Genomic DNA, 23085 nt, shown 5'->3' with positions numbered 1-23085 from the left:
GAATCCTCCTTCAATTAGGGCACCGGTACACAATCAGGACGGCTTGTCAGCCAGGGAGCGAAGGAAATATTACTTCCGACTGCATCACCAATTCCTTGCGGGTTGACATCCGGTTCATACGGACCAGACACATCCCCCCACCAGTTATTGCGCATATCCAATGCAACTTCACTGGCTGCCCCACGACCGATACCAAAGGTGAGATAGGTTGGACGAATAACCGGTGTATGGCCTTCCAATAGATTCTGCTCAATTCGCAGCGGCATCAGGAAGCCACCATCAGGTGCCACTTGCAGCGTTTCACTCCGCAGACCCAATCCCAAATCGCCGCCGATTAAGGCATTGCAGGTGATCGTTCCCTGCAAGATACCGTTGGTCGTAAGCTGGAGATTGATACTACCACCACGGAAGAGATTGCCTTCAACAGAGAGAACTAAGGTATCGCGCGCATTTTGATGCGCAATTCGCACCATTGGAGCACCCGCGCTGAGCAAATTACCGGCAATCCGATTACCGGTTAACGTGACACTATTCCCACGACTGTACGACGCATCAAGGGCTGCTCCAAAAGGAACGTCATTGCCGGCAATTTCGCTCTGGCTGAGTTCAAGTCGCGAGTCGACAACCAACACCCCACCACCATTGTCTGTAATACGGGTAGCGCGAACGACCAAACCTCCCTCTTCACTGACCAACACCGTTCCCGCCAGTCCACCGCCGCGAATTTCGGTATGTTCCAGCGCAATAAAGCTCCCAGGACGGCCAAAGATACCACTCCAGCGTGCGCCGGTTGCTCCCACAAAACGCACCGGACTTCCAGCCTGGCCCAGGGCAATCATTCGCCCACCATCAACATAGATCGACACTCCTGGCGCCAAACGTACCTCCACACCCGGCTCGATAATCAACTCACTGCCCGGGGGAATCTGCACATCGCGATTGAGCACGATTGGTCCCTGCCCGCTAGCCCAGCGCGTACTACCCCGTAAGACCAGTGCCGGGATCGGTGTTGGTGCCAGCGTAGCCGTTGGCAGAGGGGTAGCAGTTGGCGGTGGTGGGTTCGTCGGACTGTCATCAATGATCAGATCGGCGCTGGTTGGTGTTGGCGGTGGTGGTACTGTAGGCGGCGGTGGTACAGTCGGTGGAGGAATTGTAGCGGTTGGCACTAGTGTCGGCATTGACGGCGGGGTACCTTCGGGAACCGGGTATGCCGATACACTGGTCGCAGTCGCAGTCATTTCAACCTGTAGCGTAGCGGCCAGCGCAGTCATCTCAAGTACCACACTGGTCTGGGTTTGAGCCACATCAATCGTTGGTACAGTAACCGGATATGGGCCAGTTGTTGCTCCGCCAGCGGCAGCGGTAGGTGCCTGGTACGACGCACTCAGGGTTGGTGGACGAGTTATTGGTGAAGTTGTGGTAGGGGTCGTGTCAACAACACTGGTGCCAGGTGAGAAGATGAACGTCAGTGCGACACCAAGGCCGAGCAAAGCCAACGCACCAATCAACAACCACGTGTCACGACTCAGTCGCGGCCCTGGCGTTGACGGAACAGGTGAGGGTTCGGTCTCAGACACAGACTGGCCTCCGCTACAATGCAAACGTCTCTCGTGTATCTTATCACATCGTGGCAAGGGCTGCGTGCATGTATCAGCGACAGCAGATACATAGCTGGCAGGAAAACATCATCCCCCATCCTATACCACCATCCAGGCCAGTTCCGTCAACATCTCTGCCGGCGTAAGCCCTCCGTGTACACCACGATATGCAAACGGTTTGGCTTGCGGATGATCCCAGACAATCACTTCCCCTGGGGCAGGGAGAATAATCAATTCACCCAACCGAGAGCGCAGCCGTTCACCGGGTTGCGGCCCAAAATAACCATCTTCTACCATACGGGCACTCAACACCACCGTTGCCCGCTCGCCGAGTAGACGTTGCAACTTTGTCTGCACATCAGCAACGGCTGCGGGCTGAACGTGCAAGACTGTCACTCGCGGCGAACCCGACGGGGGGAGCGGTCGGCGATCACCACCCTGCCGGAGGAAGCGCTCCAGGTCGGGCCATATCCGGTTAAGTACAATCGCCTGTTGTGGATCAACCGTTATCTGACCGTGATCGGCAATTAATAACAAGACGGTCGGTTGCGGTGCCATGTGGAGGAGTGGCCAGAGATACTGTTCAAGATGATCAAGCGTGGTGACAATTTCATTCTCAACCTGAACCGACTCCGGCCCGTATCGATGCATCGTTGCATCGACAGAGTCGATGTACAGATGGTAAAAGGTGGGTGCCACCTGATGTTCAAACAAATACTTTAGACGGACCGTCGCATCAGGAATATCCTGGAATGGCACGACCAACGCCCCACTACACATGGTACGGGTATACACTGAATGGGCCAGCGCCGCCGGCAAGAGCACAACACTACTCGCACCTGCCGCTTGCAACTGCTGGTAGAAACGGCTCTGAGGATAGATAGCCAGCGGATCAACACCATACGCGACCAGACCATCAGCCTTGCGATCAAAGACGGGGGAAAAGAGCAGTGAGCCAATGACAGCCCGAAGATCGGGGTCAAAGACATACCACTCGTAGATACCGCTCTGATCGGCAGCCAGACCGGTGTGGAGTAAAGTTATATGGACAGGAGTAGAGGAGGGAAAAGCGGTTGTCAACTGGCAAATTCGCCCGTGATGGAGAAAACGGCGCAAAAACGGTGCCCGTTCAAGATACCGGCTGAAGAAATGCCACCCGAACGAATCGAGCATCACCATCACCACCGTCGCCGGATAATCGGGTAAACCACAAAGAGCAACCTCAGGTAACGGTGACACAGCCTTGCCGGTTAACAGATAGCGAATGGTATCTGGGATTTGGGCAAACCCGAAGGTATCGTACAACGGTCGTATATGGTCGGCATTCAGGCCGGCTGCATTGATCGCAGCCGTCGACTCGGCAACCAGCATAGATGCCTCCTGAATAGTAAAACGTGCAAGGTATCACCAGTAATGACCGACTCGATTGCACACAGTGTAGCCATATCGCGATACTTGTCTCATACAAAGATTTGTCATTAAATATTCACCACGTACACTACTGCTAATCAATTGACGATTCGTCAGGTTACAGATAGAATAAAAGCCAAGTATCGCCATAGATAGCACCGGCACCATTATGAGCACACGCGATCTCACTGGACTAATTGTCTCGTTCGGGTACGCATTTGGACTGCTCATCATTGCCGAGGTGATTCGCCGCTGGCGAGGGTATCCGCAAGATTTCACCCGCAAATTTGTCCACATCGGTGCCGGTATGTGGGTGTTTGGGGTACTGGCCCTGTTTGAAAACTGGACAATTGGAATCATTCCGTTTGCGACCTTCATTGCTCTCAATTTCATCTTCTACCGTTTTCGCTTACTGGCCGCAGTTGATGCTCCCGACAGTACACCAGGCACAGTCTACTTTGCCTTATCCATAACAATCCTCTTTTTAATCTTCTGGCGTACCAATTCTCCCGATGATCGCGGTTACATTGCAGCAGCCGGCACTATGGCCATGACCTGGGGAGACGCGCTGGCTGCGATTGTCGGCAAACGTTGGGGGCGCCACTACTATCAGATTGGGCAGGGACGCCGTTCATTTGAAGGTTCGGCGGCGATGTTCATCGCTAGCACTGTCGCAATTCTGCTGACCCTGTTACTGACACCGGGATCGGCGCTTAGCCCGCAGAGTTCCCCGATAGATGTTGGTGCTGCACTGATCACCAGTATTGTAGCAGGACTGGTGGCGACAATCGCCGAAGGTGTTTCACCGCATGGAACCGATAACATAAGTGTACCACTATTAGCCGGCGCAGTTATTGCCGGAATGTTGGGAGTTGTGTGATAATATTAGTCTGGCGGAGCAACGCTCACTGAAGTTGTAGAGGAGCGCAGCTTGGATAATCTTCGTATTCCAATCTTGAAAATTGGCGACATTTTAATCGCCTCAATTCAGGTGGCGCTACACGATACGTCAGCAGTTCAATTTAAAGATGATCTGTTGCAAAAAATCCACGACACCCGTGCCCGTGGTGTTATTATTGATTTAACCGCTCTTGATGTTGTTGATAGCTTCATCGGTCGCCTGATTGCCGACATTGCCGCAATGGCTGGCCTGATGGGTGCCCGCGTAGTCCTTACCGGCTTACAACCGGCCGTTGCTATCACCCTGGTTGAATTAGGACTTGAATTACCGCGTGTACTCACGGCTCTTAACCTCGAAAAGGGGTTGGCCATGATGCAGCGGATGACTGGTGAGGAGAGCGACGATGGCGCAGAGTAAGACTGCTGTCATTCGAAGCGACCTTGATATTGTCATCGCACGCACCATGGCTCGCGATATGGCCAAGGCGCTCGGTTTCGGGCCGATTGATCAGGCGCGTATTGCGACAGCCGTAAGCGAGCTGGCCCGCAATATCTTTCTCTACGCCGGTACCGGCAATGTGACGGTGCGTGATATAGAGAAAGGATCCCGCAAGGGGATTGAAATTATTTGCGAAGATCAAGGTCCTGGGATTCCGAATATCGATCTGGTGATGCAAGACGGCTACAGCACCTCACGCGGGATGGGGATGGGCTTACCAGGCGCCAAACGGCTGATGGACGAGTTCGATATTAAGTCGAAAGAAGGCGTCGGCACAACCATCGTCTGTCGGAAGTGGCGGAACTGATAGGCAGTGTTTATGTGCGCAAGAGATGTCAGAGTTTGGGGGCACAGAAGATGTCGCCCCCATTGTATTGGCGCTACTATTTGTACACAATATCACGCTCACGAACCATCAACTCGATGGTACCCGATCCAGGATAAAGGCACAGAATCTTCATTGATACGGCACATTACTGCTGATGCCGCTCATCGCTTCGAGGGGTGAACTTTGCGTCTGTACTCATTCCTTCATCTGTGCCACTGTTGGGTTACAGGAGCGAAAGGAGGCTAATCAGCAAGCTGGACACACCACTGCTCACGCGCAGTCAGCTCACCACAAATACTCAACCTGGACGGACGTGCACTGCACGCCTGTCGTCCCCATAACCCACGGTGAAACCGCTGTGACACACGCTTGATCGCAAGCAGGCTAGTGCAGCAGCGTGGCTGCCGCACTCCAAACGATACACCACGGACAACCGGAACCGGGAACAGTATCCCGTCAGGAGAGTGATACTAGCGGGAAGGCCGGTTCCGCCCATCCGCAATCAGCATGGATTGTGTGCCATGCCCTTGATCACGACAGATTTGATGTACTCCCAACCAGAGGCCATTCATACACTCATCCGATCACCTTCATCGTAGGCCCTGGCGTATAGCTCGATAATCTCTTGTTTCGTCGGCTTGCGCGGATTGTTCGCCGGACTACCGCTATCAATGGCGGCATCGGCCATTGCCGGCGCCAGTTCCATCAACCGCTCGCGCTCCACGCCTAACTGGCGAAGCGAGGGTATTTTGATGTCACGCACCAGCCGACGGATGGCGACAACTGCTCGATCAGCCGCCTCCATCAGCGACAGCCCCTCGGTTGGCTCGCCCATTGCTCTGGCAATATCGGCATAGCGCTGTGGATCACCAACCAGACTGAATTCAGTTACTACGGCAAGGAGGGCTGCGTTTGAGACGCCATGGGCAATGTGGAAGTAAGCGCCAATCGGTCTGGACATGCCATGCACAAGTGCTACCGACGAATTACTGAAGGCAATCCCGGCCTGGGTTGCCCCCAACATCATCTTCTCGCGGGCTTCGATATTGTTGCCATTGGCCCATGCCTGGCGAATGTTACCGGCGATCAATTCAATTGCCGACAAACACAACACATCGGTCATTGGCTGCCGCTTGACCGAAACATATGCCTCAATTGCGTGTACCAGCGCATCAACACCGGTAGCTGCGGTTACACTAGGTGGCGATGAGACGGTTAGCATCGGATCGACGATGGCAATGGTCGGCATTAAATAGGGGCTACCGATCAACATTTTCACATCGGTTTTCTGATCGGTAATGACGGTATAGATCGTCGCTTCACTACCGGTGCCGGCTGTAGTGGGAATGGCGACCAGGGGCACACCGGGAGCACCAATCTTGCCAATCCCCTTGTATTGCTCGATGGAACCGGGATTGGTTACGAGCACGGCAACCGCTTTCGCGGTATCAATTGGACTACCACCACCAACTGCCAGCACGAAATCGCAGCCACCTTCCCGGAATGTTGTCAACCCCTCTTGCACATATTCCACCACTGGCTCGGTGTTGACACCGGCATACACGACACTGTTTATGCCGTGATGAGCCAGATTCTGTTCAACCTGGCTGACGATGCCGAGTTTCTGCATGATCTGATCGGTGACGATGAGAGCCTTCTTCCAACCACGCTTCGCGCACTGCGCCCCAACCTGATCGACAGCACCCGAACCAATGATCATCTGTGCCGGCATGATAAACTCACGTGGTTGCATCATACACGCCCCTCCTTTCCGACTGGTGAACGATAGCCCGGCACCTATCCGAACGGTCCACCCAGGTTCAACAGCGATGAAGAGACGAAAGCCGTGCTTTCGTCTACCTCAGTAAGGTCTTTTCGGATAGGTGCGTCGATACAGATGATGATTTACTTCAAGTGTAAACTATCTTTCGCACTGCGTCAAAAGGGAAGTTCAGCCGTCTCCTCCATCTTTGGAAAGATGTATGCGCCGTCGCCATCCACGGTGAGAGCACCCGCGGTATAATCAAAGCGTTCGTACATTGGCGAGTGAGAGGCGCTGCTCTGCCAGATACAAAGGAGTATCACAATGGATTTGACGGCAAATTATGACATGTTTCTCGGCCCCGAACACGAGATGTTGCGCCAGACGGTGCGCAACTTTGCCGAACGTGAAGTCGCACCGCATATTCGCGAATGGGATCGGAGTGGCGCGGCGGCTGAGGGGCCAGAAGATCGGCCCCATCTACGTCCGGTGCTGAAGCGTATGGGTGAATTGGGGCTGTTGGGCATCTGTATTCCACAACGTTACGGCGGTGCCGGGATGGACTACCTGGCGCTGGCAGTTGTCTGTGAAGAGCTTGAGCGAGTTGACAGTTTCTTGCGGGTGGTCATGAGTGTCCACACCGGCCTGAATTCGCTCTCGATCTTCCAATGGGGAACGGAAGAGCAGAAACAGCGCTTCCTGGTACCACAGACGCGGGGTGAAAAGCTGGCCGCCTTCTGTCTCACCGAACCCAACAGCGGCACCGATGCTGCTGCTATGCAGGCGACCGCCCGCCGCGACGGCGATGACTATATTCTCAACGGCGAGAAGATATGGATTAGTCTGGCCGATCTGGCCGATAACTTCCTGGTATTTGCGAAGACTGATCCTGATGCCGGTCCGCGTGGGATCACAGCTTTTATCGTGGAACGTTCGATGCCTGGTGTCAGCAGCTATCCCATTCATGGCAAACTGGGAGTACGTGCCGGTAATACCGGTGGTGTCGTCTTTAACGATGTTCGCGTGCCGCGCTCGCACCGGCTGGGTGAAGAGGGAGAAGGGTTCAAGATTGCTATGGCAGCGCTTGACAATGGCCGTTACACGGTAGCTGCCGGCGCTACCGGCCTAATCCAGGCCAGTCTCGAAGCCAGCATTCGTTACGCCCGCGAGCGGCAAACCTTTGGCGTCCCCATTGCCGAGCACCAACTCGTCAAGCGGATGATCAGCCATATGGTGCGCAAACTTGACACCTCCCGTCTGCTGGTCTATCGTGCGGGATGGATGAAGAATAAGGGCATTCGCAACACTCGTGAGACGACGCTGGCCAAATGGCATGCAACGGTGAGCAGCTTTGAGGCTGCCGATGATGCCATTCAAATCCATGGCGCCTATGGCTACTCTGATGAATACCCGGTTGAGCGTTATCTGCGTAATGCACGTGGTGCTATCATCTACGAAGGCACCCGCGAACTCCAAGAGCTGTTGCAGGCAGATTTCGTGATGGGGTATCGAAAGTATCCAAATTTGCGCTGTGAATTGCCGGCGTATGACCCCGATTTCTGGGAGAGTGACGGCTGATCCAGCGATCGCCGGCGATTACGATGATGGCAACGGGTGGGCAACAGCACTACCGTCGCCCACCCGATCCCGTACCAGTTTTGCAACAGGTTCTCTATGATCCATTCCTCGCCATTTCTCATCATCACCCCCAATCCGGCCATTGATCGCATTCTGATTACGCCCGACTTGCGGGTTGGTCAGGAGCAGCGGGTAAAAGAGGTAGTGGTTGCGGCTGGTGGTAAGGGGTTAAACGTTGGTCGGGCACTGCGCGCCCTTGGGGTGAATGCCACGATCCGGGCGCCACTCGGAGGCATCACCGGGCAGTATGTCAGGCATCTGGCTCAGGCGGAAGGTTTGACCCTTCACGGCAGCGCCATCGGCCATGAAACGCGCGTTTGCACATTGATCGTCGATCCGTCACATCAGCAGGTTACCGTATTGAACGAGATGGGGCCACGGCTAACCGGTGCCGAATGGCAGGCGTTTACAGCGGCGATTGTAGACGATCCGGCGCCGTGGAATTTGATCTGCGGCAGCTTACCGCCAGGGGTTGAACCGACAGCACTCGCGGACTTGATTAAAGAGATTCGTAATCAGGGGCGGCATGTACTGGTCGATACGAGCGGTCAAGCTCTGGCGGCCGCAATCAGTTCGTGCCCGGACGTAGTGAAAATAAATAGCCAGGAACTAAGTTACCTGACCGGTATCGACTTACCGGATGATCTGAGCGTATATCGAGCCGCTCAGGCGCTTCATCGCGAGGGTATTGCCCGGATCGTCATTACCCTCGGTGCGGCAGGTGCTATCGGGATTGACGCGAATGGTGCAGTCCATGCCACGCCACCAGCCATCCCGGTACACAATCCGATTGGATGCGGCGATTCCTTCTTTGCCGGGTTAAGCGTTGCCCTAAGCCGGGGAGAATCTCTCGCCAATGCCCTGCGCCTGGCTACCGCCTGCGGCGCTACCGACGCCCAGACACTGGAACCAGGAAGAATTGATCCAGTCACCGTCTCCACACTCGCTGCACAGGTACGCCTCGGTGCGTACTAGACCGCAGCCAAATGGGGAGGGGTGGCTCCGATCAGACGGGCCAACTGCCGCATTTGATCGGCATTCAGATAAGCACTGCGCTGCCCACTCGCGGTGTAGAAGGTCAGATCACCACCAGCACCGAGAATCAGGCGATACGCGCCCAATTGACGAATTCGCTTCTGCACCGAGCCAAGCAGATCACGCAAGATAGCCACTTCATCGGCGTTCAACACGACAGCATCATAACCACGAATCAGATGGTGCAATACCAAAGCCGGGGTTGCGTCGGGATGGTACGCTGCTTCAAACTCACCGATCAGCGCGATCTGCATCCTCCGCCTCCTTCCTGACCGGTCGGTCGCGGATTGCGATCACCACCTGCCAGATACTCGCCTCCTCGAACGGAACCGGGGGCAAGGTCGTATCCCCAAATACACTCAGTGGACGTAGACCGGCTACACGCAACATTGTCGTCAATTCAGGAAAACCGTACAGTCGAATCTGGTTGCCGGGATGGGTAACATCAATCCCACGCCCGGCATCGACATAGCGATAGTTCATAACGAGGGTTGCCCGTCGCGGATCGAAACGGGCCTCACGCAACACGAACCCACTGCCTACCGGGTACCAGCCACTGCGAAAATCGCGCAGGTAGCGTTCGATCTGATAGGGATTGAGACACTGAATGACCACTTTGCCGCCGGGAACAAGGGCACGAGCAATCCCATTGAGCACGGCCTGATTCGTCTCATCATCGAAAAAACCCAGACTACTATTCATCAGGAGCACGACATCAAACCGCTCATGATAGGGCAACTGGCGCATATCGCCAGTCACAAACTCAACGTTCAACCCTTGATCGGCAGCCGCCGCCCGAGCATGGGCAATAACGGATGCCGCAGCATCAAGACCAACCACCGTCCAGCCACGGGCCGCCAGAGCCAGACTATGCCGTCCACCACCACAGGCTACATCGAGAACGGTTTCAACGCCGCTCAATCCCAATGCATCGATCAAAAAATCAACCTCGCGGCGGGTCAACTCATCGGCATATTGGCGATAATGGGCAAACTCATAGACTTGAAATAATTCTTCCCACCATTCACGAGAGGCCTGATCAGGCATAGCAGCTCCTGGCGCAGTCACAGATCAATTGTCCGCGGCATAATCGGTAGTTCATCAACCCGCAGGCTTGGCGGTAAGGTACAGACCCACAGAAGTGCCTGCGCGACATCATCAACAGTCATCAATCGCTTGCGCAGTTCTTCGGCAGGATTAAGCGGCGTAATATCGGCATTAATCATACCCGAATATACTGTCGTGACAAAGACATTGTACGGGCGCAACTCCTGAGCCAGCGCCTGTGACAAACCCGATAGAGCAAACTTCGCTGCACAGAACGGTGCAATATTTGCCACCCCAACCTTCCCAACGCGCGAACCGAGGTTGACAATCGTACCACTGCGCTGGCGCTTCATATAGGGAACAACTGCCCGCATCAGGTAGAAGACACCGTTGAGATTCGTATTCATCACATCCTGCCATTCGGCATCACTAAACTGTTCGAGCGGCGCGATCTTTTCGATATTGCCGGCGCAGTTCAAGACAATATCGATGCGACCAAACATTTGAGCCGAGGTGTCAACCAGATGCTGAACCTGAGCTGAAACGGTAATATCGGTTGGAATTGCAAAGGCGTGATAACCTTCAGTGGTGATCATACTGACCAGATGTTCCAGTCGATCACGTCGCCGGGCAGCAGCAACGACGGTCGCCCCCTCACGGGCGAAGAGACGGGCAGCAGCATAGCCAACCCCACTTGAAGCGCCGGTAATAATCGCAACACGTCCCTTTAACTTCATAGCATCTTCTCCAGTCATTACGGCAAACAACAGGCTTTGTAGATATTATACCTGAGGAATGAAACAAAATTGGTTATCATGACAGATAAGGATTGATAACACCCTGGTAGCATCATGAAGCTATCATTGCACTGCAAGAGAAGAGATGGTATAACATAACAGGCACATACCAGACCAGGAAAAGGACCGCAATGTATTGGGAAACTATCGCAGACCTGCTGCACCATCCGCGAGTCGTTGAGACCCGTTATCACATGCACCACAGTGTCCCCAAGCACGATCATCTGATGCGCTCAGTACATTTCTCATATTATCTGGCACCGTTCTTCGGTGCTGACCAGGTAACGTGTGTGCGGGCGGCACTGCTCCACGATCTCGACTCGCGCTACGGCACATTAACCACTCATGGTGCTATTGCAGCCAGGATCGCCGCTGAGTTAGGCGAACCTGAAACAGTCTCAGCAGCTATTGTGAGTCATATGTACCCCTTCGGCCCCCGTCCGACGACGCGGGAAGGATGGGTGTTAGCGGTAGCCGACAAGCTCGCCTCACTGGCTGACTTGAGTGCATTTATCGGTGGCCTGTTCTCTGGACGCAGCCTGCATATCCGGCGCCAGCTTTGTCGTAGCGATCCATTCTATGCTTCCCGCCGTGCCCGTCGCCGCCATCGACGGTTAATCAGTTCACTCTGGCGACGGCTGGGCCGCAATGGTCTGTCGTGGTGGAAACTGGATGGGCAGACACCATAGCGCCGCACAGAGCCTCGTGCAGTAACGGCAAATACCTCGACAATCAGGGGGTTAAAGCCCTACCTGACAGCGTGCAAGCCCCGGTGCGACTAGCGGCACCCCCAACCTCAGACCAGCCCCGCTGTCAGGCAGGCTAAAGACCCACCTGACAGCGTGCAAGCCCCGGTGTGACTAGCGACACCCCGCCGCCAGGCCAGCCCTGCCGACCTTCTACGGATTGAGACAGGGTTTTAACCCGCCGCACGATGAACTCGCCAACCGCCATTCACGATAGCTGATCACCAGCCGCCGAGGATGGAGGCGAAGGAGAATCGGTAGGTGATGGATCAGATAATGGCGCCACCCGCGTCGCTGACGACTCAGAGGTTAGCGATTGGGCTGGAGATGGTGGAGGAGTCTGCGACACCTCAATTGGGGTAACCAACTGACGTAGCCGCTCAGGCAACACACCGGCAGGAAGCGGCGGATCGCTCAGGCGACCGTACAGATACAGAAAGAGGTCACGCGCCATCGCGCTGAGTGGTGCCGAAAGAATGGCTCCCAGTAACCCGAACACCTGTGAGCACACCACCAGGACAACCATCAAAATCGCTGGATGCACACCAACACTCTCACCAATGATACGAGGGACCAGGATATGGTTCTCAAGCTGCTGAATCGCGATGTAGAGTATCGTCACGGCCAGCGCTGTCGTTGGTGAGTCGGCCAGACCGAGCAAAATTGCCGGAATAGCGCCAATGATCGGCCCGATCACCGGCACCAGTTCAGTAACGCCGGCAACCACTGCCAGTAACACGGTATAGGGGATATTCATCCCGGCCATATTCAAGGCTGTAAGACCGATCCAGGACGCCAGCCCAACCGATGTACCGAGGATCAACTGCCCACGGAGATAGCCACTTAAATCATAATCGATAATGGTTATCATTGCCCAAAAATCGGCGCGTAGCCGCGGGTGAATCATCCGGTCAAGGTAGGCCCGCCCGGTTTGTTGATCCATCAGCACATAGAAGAGCCAGAACGGAACCAGGAAGAAACCGAGCAAAAAGGTAACCGTGTTGACTACTGAAAGAACGCTGTTAATTAAAAACTGACCAATACCCTGTAGATAACTGACGAAATTGGCCCGTAACGTGCTTAGTCCTTCAGCAGTTGCGGAAGTAATTGCATTCTGTACTTCCGCTTGCAACACCGGAGGCAGGCTGGCGAGTAACTGCTCATACTCATCGATCAACCGGTTGGCTTCACGCTGGATCGTGGCAATATCAGGGATAGCACGGATCAACTCCGTGATCTGAGCAATCAATGGCGGCACAACAAAGGCGATGGCAGCCACAATTGCCCCAAACGTGAGCAGGTACACCGTCAAAATAGCCAGCCAGCGGGGCAGCCATCGGTTGAAGAAATTCACCAGCGGCAAAAAGAGGTAGGCCAGTACACTACCGAAAATGAAAGGCGTTACCGCCGACCCTGCCGCCGACAGCAGCCAGCCAATGAGGTAAATTGAAAAACCTATCAGCAGCCAGCGGGCAGCCTGACGGAGGAACACAGGGGTCAGAATTCTCATGAAACCTCACCAGAACGGATCAGCGCTCATCACGTGGATTGAGGGTGCTGACCGTTAGCATAGTTGCAATCGAATGGCCGGTATTCGTCCAGCTATACGCCGTATCATCGCGAAAGAAGAGCGTATCGCCAGGGGCGAGATCGTACTGCTCCTCACCCAAAGTATACCGCACATGACCGGCCAGGACATGCACCATCTGACTGCCACGTGATGAGAACCCCTGCTGACTGCTGCCAGGATAGGCTTCGATCAGGCGTGCATCGAGATCGCTGTTGGGTGGCAGTAACGAAAAGACCTGCACCGGCGCATCATCGAGCGAGAGGCGAACACGGTCAGCGACCCGCACCACCTGCCCAAGCTGTTGATCGTCCTCTCCCTCGAAAAAATGCGTCATCTGGACACTAAAAAACTGTGCCAGTTTGCGCAGGTTGGCCACCGAAATATTAACCTTATCACGTTCAAGACGGCTCAGGAATGAGGGCGTCAGCCCCGATCCCTCTGACACCTCCTGGAGGGTCAGACCACGCTCTTGACGTAGACGACCGATCTTTTGTCCGAGTGACATAGGTTTACTCTATATAAAGAAAAACGAGCGCCGGCACTTTTGTCTGTGCTGCCGAACATACCACAATCTCAATTGTTGCATATCGTCAGATGTGATTATACGCCAGTGTCAGCGTTACGTCAAGGTGTTGCACAGGGCAAATGAATGCACTTTAGCTCATAAGGATGCAAGATGACGCAAAAAATGCACACTTTTCATAAAAGCAAATGACATAAAAGTTCGTATTTGATTACGCACTCATTATATCACACGATCACGACGCCGTAGCAACCAGGCGGTTATCAGGAGACAAATGCCGGCATAGCCGAGCAGTGCCCCCCATCGCCCAATCAAATGTAGCGGGTCGTGAGTAAAAGCAGCCTCGATTTCAAGGAAGCCAGGCGTGCATCCTGCCGGAATACTTCCCTGATCATCAGTGTTGGGCAGATCGCAGAGACGGTTCAGATCAAGGCTGGCGCCAAGGGCATCCATTGACCAGCGACTGATCGTTAACCATGAGAGCGGTGTCGCCAGGCCCTCGATAGCAAAGATCAGGCCGGCAAAGAGGATTTGGGGGATGAGGGCAAACGGCACCAGACTGATGGCGCGATCAGGGGTGGCCGATGCCGCACTGATTGCCAGACCGAGTGCCATGCCTGCCCCTGACGAGAGCAACAGAGTGAGGAAGGTTTCAATCAGGGGTGGCAACAGGATACCGGTTTCGCCAGGCAGCGCGACTTTGAACAGTAGCATACCTAATAAGACGATGGTTTGCACCAGGATCAGCAGGCTCAGAACAGTAACTTTTGAAAACAGGTACGGCCCTATCTGCAGATTGACCAATCGCTCACGCCGGTAAACTGCCTGTTCCTTCGTGATTTCACGCGCCGCATTGATGATGCCAAACCAGACACTCACGGTCGCCAGCATGAAGAGCACTTTCTTCGCTTCACTGCGCTGGATCAAATCTTGAGCCTGCACGCCGGTCAGTGCATCGCTACGCGCAACCAACAACAGGAGTAAGGCGATGATAGGCGCTTGGAGCAATAGGATGAACAGATTACGACGATCCTGGAGCATCAAGTCAAGGTAGCGCCTGGTCAGCAATCCGAACTGCCGCCAGGCCGAGATGCGTTGAGTCGTTTGCGACGTTTGACCACTCTCAACATGCGGGCCGGCGGGGGTGGCAGCCAGCCGCTCTGCAACATATTGCCGATACAACGCCGATTGCCGATACCGCATCTCCCACAATTCAGCCAGACTCGGTGGCGACGCAGCCTGTGGGTGAGCCGCCTGCCATGCTTCATATTCTGCCCGTAAATCCTGTCGGACAACTGGATGATCGGCAGTTGCGGCTCCCTCAATCTTGGTGTAAATATCGGCAAAATCGCCACTTGTGATCTGGAAGAAGTTCAGCGCAGCAGCCGGCGGACCGAAGAAGACCATCCGGCCATTGCCAGCCATGAAGATGACATGATCACACTGGGTAATATTTGCGGTCGCATGTGTCACCAGCACCACAGTACGCCCGCTGTCAGCGAGGCGGCGCAGTGTGTACATCATCTTCTTCTCCAGACCGGGGTCAAGACCGCTGGTCGGTTCGTCGAGGAAGAAGAGGCTGGGATCGGCGAGGAGTTCAGCACCGATACTCACCCGCTTCCGTTGCCCGCCGGATAACGCCTCGATGGGTTTACCGCGGTGCGCAGACATCTCGACATCATCAAGCACCCGCTCGATCCGGGCTAGGATCTCTTGATCGGTTGTATCAGCCGGCAGCCGCAGGCGAGCAGCGTATTCCAGAGCACGCTGAACAACCAGCGTGCGATGCAGGATGTCGTCTTGCGGAACGTACCCCAACACTGAACGATAAGCGGCAAAATTGCGGTAGAAATCATCGCCGTTGACCAAAACCTCTCCCTGGTCGGCGGGGGCATAGCCACATAACGCCTTCATTAGTGTGCTCTTGCCGGTACCAGAGCCACCAACAATCGCTACGAATTCGCGCGGGGCAATTGAAAGTGACACGTCATGCAAGATGACACGCTGTACTCCATTGCGACTGACCACGCGCGATAGGTTGCGCACATCGATCCTAAGCGCACCACGCTGATCGTAGCGATCAAGGCTGGTGACGTTGTACACCAGCTTGAATGCCCCGATCTGGATCACGTCGCCCGGCTTGAGTACGACCGGCGTCGTTACCCGTTGACCATTCACAAACGTACCGTTGGTACTGCCCATATCGCGCAATAGCACACCACCACCGGGGGCGCGATCAAGCCGGGCGTGAAAGCGTGAAACCTGCGGATTATCGAGAATGATGTCGCAACCAACGCGACCAATCGTGATCTCTGGATCGTTGGGATCGAGGGGAAAACGGCTGGGTACTTCGCGCAACGCTGCCGCTGTGGTCAGAGCCGTATTGTGATACGTCAGTGAGACAAAATTACCCGTAGCCGGATCACCGATACGCAATACATCGCCATCTGCCAGTTCATGCGTCGTAATGCGTTGACCGGCGAACAGCAGACCATTACGACTGCCAATATCAACAATGCGGTGCCCCTGTCCGTTCGGTTCGATACGAGCGTGCCGCCCACTGACAAAGCGTGATTGCAGGACAATGTCGTTGTCGGGCGCCCGACCAATAGTTAGCGGCTGCACGCCTAAGACAATATCACGTTCTACACCTGGCTCACTGATATGGAGCGTCGCACCACCGGTGGTGATGATGGTAGAGGGACCGGTCGTCGCCGGAGCCGGTAGTGAGCGGCCACAAGCGGGGCAAAATCGCGCATCCGAACGGGCTAGTGGGGCCTGACAAAAGGGACACACTGATGGTTGAGCGGGTGCCACAATCGCAGCTCCTGTGCTATAATGCAGGGCGTTTTAAGCAAATAAATCCTGTTTTGTGATAGCATATCTTGTCCTGATTTGCAATACCCTGAAACCGAAACATCAAGCCGCAGACAAAGAATCGGGTGCTGCATCCAATATCGCATCCGTAACGTCATACGGTTTAGGAACACAACCATCGTTCGGGAACGATAAGGACAACCGGTGGCAACGCACAAGCGCGGGCAATGCAGAATTTGTGGCAAAGCACTCGGGGCTGTACAACAGGTATGCCCTCATTGTGGTGCCCCCCTGTCAGTATTACCCGAACAGGTGATTATAACCGGTGAGCGACAACTCACCCTCACCGCCGATACGATCAGTCTGCGAGATCTGCTGGTGATCGTGGAAGCAGGAGTTGCTTTCTGGCGTCAGCAATACGAGAACTCTGCCGGTGTCGCTCGCGAACAGGCAGCCCAGGCGCTGAACGAACTCTCCCAGATTCTGGCCAGTCTGGCACAACAAATCCGGCAAGGGCGTGAGACAGTACGGATCACAACCCGCCTACCAGCCCAACGACGCTATCCGCTGGCATGCCCCCATTGTGGTCGTGGCAACCGTGCTGGGGCCCGCTTCTGTGTTTCGTGTGGAGCAGCGCTACAACCACCGTGGCAGGCCACTCTGCTACCTCCACCACTGCAAGCCGAGATTGCCGTGCGAAGTCACACCGGACAGGTGCGTTCGCTGAACGAAGATACGGTGTACGCCGGCAGGTTCAGCCTGGGTGACGAACCACTTGGCTATTTACTGCTGGTTGCTGATGGCATGGGGGGAGCGACAGCCGGTGAGGTTGCCTCACAACTGGCGAGTAAAATGATTAAGACTTTTCTGCAACGGGAACTTAATACGGCATTACCCACGACCGATGATGACTGGTTATCGTTGCTGCGAGCAGCAGTGCAGACAGCCCACCGCCACATTGTTGCAGTAGCGCACAACGATCCGCAGCGTACCGGTATGGGAACAACCTTGACCCTGGCGCTGATCATTCATCGCCGGGCCTACATCGCCCACGTCGGCGACAGCCGTGCGTATCTGATTACCCCTGGAACGGGTGATGAGACCCCAGTCTGGCATCAGCTTACAACTGACCACACCATAGTGGCACGTCTGGTCGATGTTGGTCAGCTTAGCCCGGAAGAAGCCCGCACTCACCCGCAACGCCACATCCTTTACCGCTCACTGGGAGCCGATCAACCCCTGGAAATCGATACGCTGGTTCAGCCGTTAGCGACCGGGGATGTGCTGATGCTCTGCTCAGATGGGTTGTTCAACCATGTGACCGATGAGGAGCTGGTGCAGATGGCTATCGCGCACGAGCCGGGTCTGGCGGTGAGCGGATTGATAGATCTGGCTAATCAACGGGGGGGGAGCGATAACATTTCAATTGTCCTGGCTCGTTTCACCGGTATACCTGCAACAACATAGGTTGGACGATATGCGCTGTTCGACATGTGGTACCGAGAATCGTTCCAATGCCCGTTGCTGCGCTGGCTGCGGTCAACCTTTACCAGGGCGAGAACCCTTACCGGTTACCGACGACTGCCTGAGTGCAATGCTGACCCAGGCAATTGATCCACTCACATCACCGCTCAGCGGTGAGGAGGAGATGATGGAAGCGAACCTGCCTCTCTTTGCCAATCGGTTTGCACCAACCTATCCGTTGCCCGACCCGTGGCCTGTTGGGCCACTGGAAGTGCGTGATCTGGCACCGTGGCAGCGGTGCTGGGCCTGCGGCTCGGTCGCGAATGAAGCCAATGAGTCGTATTGCATCGATTGTGGTGCCGCCCTCGAAGTCCGTACATATCCAGCTTTTTTATCGGTACGCACAATGCCACAAGGGCCAGCACTCATCTCGCGCCTGGCTGACCCCCTGGCGCGAGCGATGTTACCTGATATTGTCGACCAATATGAATTTGATGAGTGGCAATTGACGGTCTTGCTTGATCAGGAACTGCAACCACTGAACATTCCTCTCGATGAGACAACGGCGCTTACGATAGGTGCTGCTCTGGCCCGGTTACTGGTCAGTCTCCATAGTGCTGGTATAAGCCTGGGAACATTCACCATCGACGATCTCGGTCTCAGTGGACCGGCTCAGATTTGCCTTCGCCACGCCAATCACTTGCGCCTGGTCAGTGATGATGAACGGCCAACAGCATTTCAAACCGATCTGCGCGTACTGACCGATGTGTTGGAACGACTGACTGCCATCCCACGAACCACCCAGCGACTAGACGAAGCTACTATCATCGGTACCGAACAGGCAACTGATAGCCTGGGGGCTATCCTGCGTCAGATTCGTACCGGTGAACTGACTGATGCAACTGTGGTTGCCAGGCGACTGGAAGCGCTGCGTGATGAACGAACACACCCGGTACCGCTCGTGCAGGTAGCCGGCGCATACAGTGATGTCGGGCTGGTGCGCGATCACAACGAAGATAGCCTGTTCAAACTTACCCTCTGCCTGGAAAACAACGGTCAACGACAGAGCTGGGGTCTGTACATCGTTGCTGATGGTATGGGAGGTCATGCCGCAGGTGAAGTGGCCAGCGGGCTGGCAGTACGGCATGCTGCCCAGACAATTATTGACTCGTATCTGCAACAAATGCTGGCCGGCCCTCGTCTGTATCACGAAGCCGACATGCAATCACTGGTACGTCAGGCAGTGCTGGCAGCGAATGAGGCGATCTACAACGAGGGCCGTGCTCAGGCAAACGATATGGGTTCAACCTTAACGATGGCACTGGTGATCGGTGATCGAGCAGTGGTAGCTAACGTCGGCGACAGTCGCACCTATCTCTTTCGCGACGGTAAGCTGCAACGGATCAGTCAAGATCACTCGCTGGTCATGCGGCTAGTCGAACTTGGACATCTCCGCGAAGACGAGATCTATTCGCATCCGCAGCGAAATGCCGTCTTGCGATCACTCGGTGATCGCGCTGAGCCAGAGATTGATCTGTTTCAGGTTCGTCTGCGTCCTGGCGATGCGCTCTTGCTCTGTTCAGATGGTCAGTGGGAAATGACACGTGATCCGGTCATGGAACGTATTATTACCGAGGAAGCCGATCCACAACAAGCCTGCCAAGCGCTGGTAGCGGCGGCAAACCAGGCAGGTGGGGAAGACAACATCGCGGTGATTCTGGTGAGATTAAGCTTATGAGATGTCCACAATGTGGCGCTAATCTACACGATCAGATAATCTTCTGCCCAGAATGTGGAGCACGGATCCGCAGAGAAGAAGTACCAGCAACAACTCCGCCACTCCAGGTGTTGCAGGGACGCTATGAGCTGCGACGACGCCTCGGCGCAGGTGGAATGGGATCGGTCTATCTGGCCACAGATCGACGACTCAGTACAGCCCAATGGGCGGTTAAGGAGATGAGCGACACCGCTATCACCTCACCGCTTGAGCGCCAGCAGGCTCAGGCTGCATTCCAGCAAGAGGCAGAATTGCTGGCGAGATTGAGCCATCCTTCTTTACCGCGGGTGACCGATCACTTTGAAGAGAATGGTCGGCACTACCTGGTTATGGAGTTTGTACCGGGCGAGAACCTGCGAGATTATGTTAACCGTTTAGGGTTGCCTCGTCCACTACACGAAGTCTTACGCTGGACAGCCCAGATTTGTGAGGTGCTGGCCTACCTGCACACCCAGCAGCCGCCGATCATCTTTCGTGATCTGAAACCGACGAACATTATGATTACGCCGGAAGGCACGATCAAGCTGGTTGATTTCGGCATTGCACGGCTTTTCAAGCCAGACAAAGAGCGCGATACGCAGACATTTGGCACCCCTGGCTATAGTGCCCCCGAACAGTACGGTCGTGGCCAAACCGATGCCCGCTCCGACATTTACAGCCTTGGCGTATTGATACACCACCTGCTCACCGGTCACGATCCCAGCACTACGCCGTTTCGCTTACCGCCGATCACGCAACTCAATCCCTCAGTACCGGCGTATATAGCAGCGGCGATTACCCGCGCCACGGATAACGATCCGAGCCGCCGTTTTGCCAGTGTGGTCGAGTTTCAGCAGGCACTGTTTGGTAGCCAACAACTGGTCAATGTGCAACCAGGCGTCGCATCAGTAGCTGCTCGCTCCGGCCCCATTGGCAGTGAGGTTACTGCCGTTACGCCAAGTACTGGGATGGCTATCGCCGGGCGCTGGATCGGAATCATTAGTGATGTGTTGATGGTGGTTGCGATCGTCCTGGCTAGCTTTACTTTGTTCGGCGCCAATGAGCTGTTCGGCGGCTTCGGGTTAATTCTCGCAATGGGGGCAATCCTGTTTGCCCTCATCGGTGGTACACTCAGCCTGATTGCTCTGGTCAGTCCGAATACGGCTCAAACACTACACGGGCGGCGCGATGCGGCTGTTGGCTTTACGAGTAGTAGCGGCGCCTTTCTGCTCTGTTGTGTATTAGGTTTCATGATTGCACAGATGGGATCATAAGCGTATGGCTGATGCAATAACTCTGACCTGCCAGTGGGGACGTGCACCGATTCCATCCTCGACCACCCCGCAAGTTGGATACCTGCTCGTTGAAGCGGCAGCGCCGGTCACTCTGGCCCCTTCCCTTCCGCTCAACCTTTGCTTCGTGCTCGACCGTTCGGGGTCGATGCAGGGGGCAAAGCTCGACAATTTGAAGGCTGCAACCCGCCGGGTAATTGAGCAATTGCAACCAACTGACATCGCAGCAATCGTCATCTTTGATGATACGGTACAGACATTGATCCCCGCTACTCCTGTCGGTGACCGCTCGGCACTGCTGGCCGCTGTCGACTCGATCAGCGAGGCCGGAGGTACGGCGATGTCGCTGGGCATGCAGGCCGGTCAGGTCGAACTCCAGAAACACCTCGGTTCTGACCGACTCAGTCGCATGCTGTTGCTCACCGACGGTCAGACCTGGGGAGATGAACCACTCTGCCGCGATCTGGCTCGATCATTAGGTCAGGCCGGGGTACAGATTGTCGCTTTTGGGCTGGGCACCGAATGGAATGAGCAGCTTCTTGAGGATATTGCCTCAGCCAGTAACGGCTATAGCGACTATATTGCTGCACCAGAACAGATCAGCACCTTCTTTCAGCAAGCCGTGCATGAAGCCCAGGCAACAGTGGCAACCGATACCCGCCTGCTCCTGCGATTTGTGCGTGATGCCACACCACGCGCTGTCTATCGTGCCAAACCGATGATTAACAATCTTGGGTATCAGCCGATTGGGGAATCAACTGTTGCTGTGCGCCTCGGTGATCTGGTTGGTGGACAGCCAGCAGCAGTTCTGATTGATCTAATGATTCCACCGCGGGCGAAAGGGCGGTTTCGGATCGCGCAGGCAGAACTTCACACCAAACCGGTTCATCAGGGCAGTGAGATCGTGATCAAGCAAGACATTCTGCTCGATGTAGCTGATCAGGTCGGTACAGAAAGTTACAACCCGGCGGTCATGAATCTGGTTGAGAGGGTTACTGCGTTTAAGCTGCAAACACAAGCGCTTAACGAAATGACTGCTGGCAATGTGGCCGGCGCCACCCAGAAACTGCGTGCAGCCGCCACTCGTTTACTTGATCTCGGCGAACTGGAGCTGGCAGAAAAGGCCCAGCAACAGGCTGTAGCGCTCGAACAGGGTCAACAACTCAGCCCGCAAGCCCAGAAAGAGCTGCGCTATGCGACACGCCGGCTCACGCAACGTTTAGATGATCACTAGCCATTTCTCTTGCATCATTGAAGGACCGAATGGTACGTAATCTGATGTATCCGGCAAATGCTGCTGTCACGGAATCGCACTTCTGTGGAAATATGGTAATCATACCCTTGCCCTCTAGTCTTGCGTACAATACGCTCACGGCAATGAGTGCGGTGGTACAAAATGAGAGAGCATCTTACGGATCATGCCATTCCTGATGTGAGAGAAATGTTCTGAACATGGTTCCCTGATGTGTTTCGTTCGTCGCTAACTATAGCGACTGCTAGCCAGTATGAGGAACGACTATGATTATCTGTCCCTCTTGCGGTGCCCAGAATGATCCAACCAATCGCTTTTGTGACCAATGCGGCAGACGGTTGGCTGAGCCAACTTCTTCATCAGTGCCGCTTACGGTATCTCCCGACCAACCAACTGCACTAGCGCCATCCTGCCCGGCCTGCGGTGCGACTGTGTTACCGGGTGAACGATTCTGTAGTATTTGTGGGGCTGACCTGATGGCGACCCCGCCAGTACCTGCTACCGACAACGATCAGGCCACATTAATTGCGCCTCCCGCTGGGCCAGCCGCCGCCGATGCGCCAACGGTGATCGCACCACCGCCTGCAGCGAACGAGCCGACGATTATCCCGCCGCCTCCCGCCGCACCTGCCGCCGCCGATGCCCCGACGG

Annotated in this window: 20 protein-coding genes; 11 read left to right on the top strand and 9 right to left on the bottom strand. The window is 55.1% G+C overall.

The genetic code is table 11. From position 1 onward, the window contains the following. Window positions 1-14 precede the first annotated feature (14 nt). Together VAE57_RS04810 and VAE57_RS04805 are read right to left on the bottom strand one after the other, a co-directional pair. Window positions 15-1577, bottom strand: a complete 1563-nt coding sequence (locus VAE57_RS04810) for a hypothetical protein (protein ID WP_322820764.1) — start codon at window positions 1575-1577, stop codon at window positions 15-17. Window positions 1578-1697: 120 nt separating this feature from the next. After that, window positions 1698-2969 (bottom strand): alkaline phosphatase family protein, encoded by a 1272-nt coding sequence (locus VAE57_RS04805; protein WP_322820763.1) that lies wholly within the window; start codon window positions 2967-2969, stop codon window positions 1698-1700. A gap of 208 nt (window positions 2970-3177) precedes the next feature. Here VAE57_RS04805 and VAE57_RS04800 point away from each other — a divergent pair, with 208 nt between their 5' ends. The 3 genes from VAE57_RS04800 to VAE57_RS04790 are packed head-to-tail and all read left to right on the top strand — an operon-like array spanning window position 3178 to window position 4714. Next, a complete protein-coding gene (locus VAE57_RS04800) occupies window positions 3178-3888 on the top strand; it encodes a phosphatidate cytidylyltransferase (RefSeq protein ID WP_322820762.1) in 711 nt (236 codons plus the stop codon). A gap of 51 nt (window positions 3889-3939) precedes the next feature. Further along, window positions 3940-4326, top strand: coding sequence for an STAS domain-containing protein (locus tag VAE57_RS04795; protein ID WP_322820761.1), 387 nt, complete (start codon window positions 3940-3942; stop codon window positions 4324-4326). Further along, the gene (locus VAE57_RS04790; RefSeq protein WP_012258524.1) at window positions 4313-4714 is read left to right on the top strand and encodes an anti-sigma regulatory factor; all 402 of its coding nucleotides are present in this window, start codon (window positions 4313-4315) and stop codon (window positions 4712-4714) included. Before VAE57_RS04795 ends, VAE57_RS04790 begins: the two co-directional genes overlap by 14 nt. A 589-nt stretch (window positions 4715-5303) precedes the next feature. On the opposite strand, the gene VAE57_RS04785 is transcribed toward VAE57_RS04790, so the two are convergent. After that, a complete protein-coding gene (locus tag VAE57_RS04785) occupies window positions 5304-6491 on the bottom strand; it encodes an iron-containing alcohol dehydrogenase (RefSeq protein ID WP_322820760.1) in 1188 nt (395 codons plus the stop codon). 330 nt (window positions 6492-6821) lie between these two features. Here VAE57_RS04785 and VAE57_RS04780 point away from each other — a divergent pair, with 330 nt between their 5' ends. Next, window positions 6822-8075 carry an acyl-CoA dehydrogenase family protein gene (locus tag VAE57_RS04780; protein WP_322820759.1) on the top strand — a complete coding sequence of 418 codons (1254 nt, stop codon included), beginning with the start codon at window positions 6822-6824 and terminating at the stop codon, window positions 8073-8075. A gap of 96 nt (window positions 8076-8171) precedes the next feature. Beyond that, the gene (locus tag VAE57_RS04775; protein ID WP_322820758.1) at window positions 8172-9110 is read left to right on the top strand and encodes a 1-phosphofructokinase family hexose kinase; all 939 of its coding nucleotides are present in this window, start codon (window positions 8172-8174) and stop codon (window positions 9108-9110) included. Here the strand turns inward: VAE57_RS04775 and VAE57_RS04770 are convergent. Genes VAE57_RS04770 through VAE57_RS04760 form a run of 3 tightly spaced genes read right to left on the bottom strand, consistent with a single transcriptional unit; the run spans window position 9107 to window position 10954 of the window. Further along, window positions 9107-9424 carry a hypothetical protein gene (locus VAE57_RS04770; protein WP_322820757.1) on the bottom strand — a complete coding sequence of 106 codons (318 nt, stop codon included), beginning with the start codon at window positions 9422-9424 and terminating at the stop codon, window positions 9107-9109. The genes VAE57_RS04775 and VAE57_RS04770 overlap by 4 nt on opposite strands. Beyond that, window positions 9402-10217: a class I SAM-dependent methyltransferase gene (locus tag VAE57_RS04765; protein WP_322820756.1), complete on the bottom strand. Its 816-nt coding sequence runs from the start codon at window positions 10215-10217 to the stop codon at window positions 9402-9404. The genes VAE57_RS04770 and VAE57_RS04765 overlap by 23 nt, the downstream gene beginning before the upstream one ends. A gap of 17 nt (window positions 10218-10234) precedes the next feature. Further along, window positions 10235-10954 carry an SDR family oxidoreductase gene (locus VAE57_RS04760; RefSeq protein WP_322820755.1) on the bottom strand — a complete coding sequence of 240 codons (720 nt, stop codon included), beginning with the start codon at window positions 10952-10954 and terminating at the stop codon, window positions 10235-10237. Window positions 10955-11145: 191 nt separating this feature from the next. Between VAE57_RS04760 and VAE57_RS04755 the strand changes: the two genes are divergently transcribed. Beyond that, window positions 11146-11703, top strand: coding sequence for an HD domain-containing protein (locus VAE57_RS04755; RefSeq protein ID WP_322820754.1), 558 nt, complete (start codon window positions 11146-11148; stop codon window positions 11701-11703). 265 nt (window positions 11704-11968) lie between these two features. Here the strand turns inward: VAE57_RS04755 and VAE57_RS04750 are convergent, their stop codons facing one another. The 3 genes from VAE57_RS04750 to VAE57_RS04740 form a co-directional block, all read right to left on the bottom strand. Further along, complete coding sequence (locus VAE57_RS04750; RefSeq protein ID WP_322820753.1) at window positions 11969-13270, bottom strand: AI-2E family transporter; 1302 nt, start codon at window positions 13268-13270, stop codon at window positions 11969-11971. 19 nt (window positions 13271-13289) lie between these two features. Further along, window positions 13290-13835: a helix-turn-helix domain-containing protein gene (locus VAE57_RS04745; RefSeq protein ID WP_012258515.1), complete on the bottom strand. Its 546-nt coding sequence runs from the start codon at window positions 13833-13835 to the stop codon at window positions 13290-13292. 240 nt (window positions 13836-14075) lie between these two features. Next, window positions 14076-16670, bottom strand: a complete 2595-nt coding sequence (locus tag VAE57_RS04740; RefSeq protein WP_322820752.1) for an FHA domain-containing protein — start codon at window positions 16668-16670, stop codon at window positions 14076-14078. A gap of 204 nt (window positions 16671-16874) precedes the next feature. Between VAE57_RS04740 and VAE57_RS04735 the strand changes: the two genes are divergently transcribed. The 5 genes from VAE57_RS04735 to VAE57_RS04715 form a co-directional block, all read left to right on the top strand. Further along, window positions 16875-18137, top strand: coding sequence for a PP2C family serine/threonine-protein phosphatase (locus VAE57_RS04735; protein WP_322820751.1), 1263 nt, complete (start codon window positions 16875-16877; stop codon window positions 18135-18137). Between the two features lie 10 nt (window positions 18138-18147). Continuing rightward, complete coding sequence (locus VAE57_RS04730) at window positions 18148-19872, top strand: Stp1/IreP family PP2C-type Ser/Thr phosphatase (RefSeq protein ID WP_322820750.1); 1725 nt, start codon at window positions 18148-18150, stop codon at window positions 19870-19872. Then, window positions 19869-21164, top strand: a complete 1296-nt coding sequence (locus tag VAE57_RS04725; RefSeq protein WP_322820749.1) for a protein kinase domain-containing protein — start codon at window positions 19869-19871, stop codon at window positions 21162-21164. The genes VAE57_RS04730 and VAE57_RS04725 overlap by 4 nt, the downstream gene beginning before the upstream one ends. Before the next feature lie 4 nt (window positions 21165-21168). Beyond that, window positions 21169-22416: a vWA domain-containing protein gene (locus tag VAE57_RS04720; RefSeq protein ID WP_322820748.1), complete on the top strand. Its 1248-nt coding sequence runs from the start codon at window positions 21169-21171 to the stop codon at window positions 22414-22416. A gap of 284 nt (window positions 22417-22700) precedes the next feature. Beyond that, window positions 22701-23085: zinc-ribbon domain-containing protein (locus VAE57_RS04715; protein ID WP_322820747.1), on the top strand; the 385-nt coding region annotated here is incomplete at its 3' end.

It is taken from the genome of Chloroflexus sp., assembly GCF_034434295.1.
Classification (GTDB): Bacteria; Chloroflexota; Chloroflexia; order Chloroflexales; family Chloroflexaceae; genus Chloroflexus.
The sequence above is the reverse complement of the archived record's forward strand: the minus strand, read 5'-3'. Positions and strand labels throughout refer to the sequence as shown.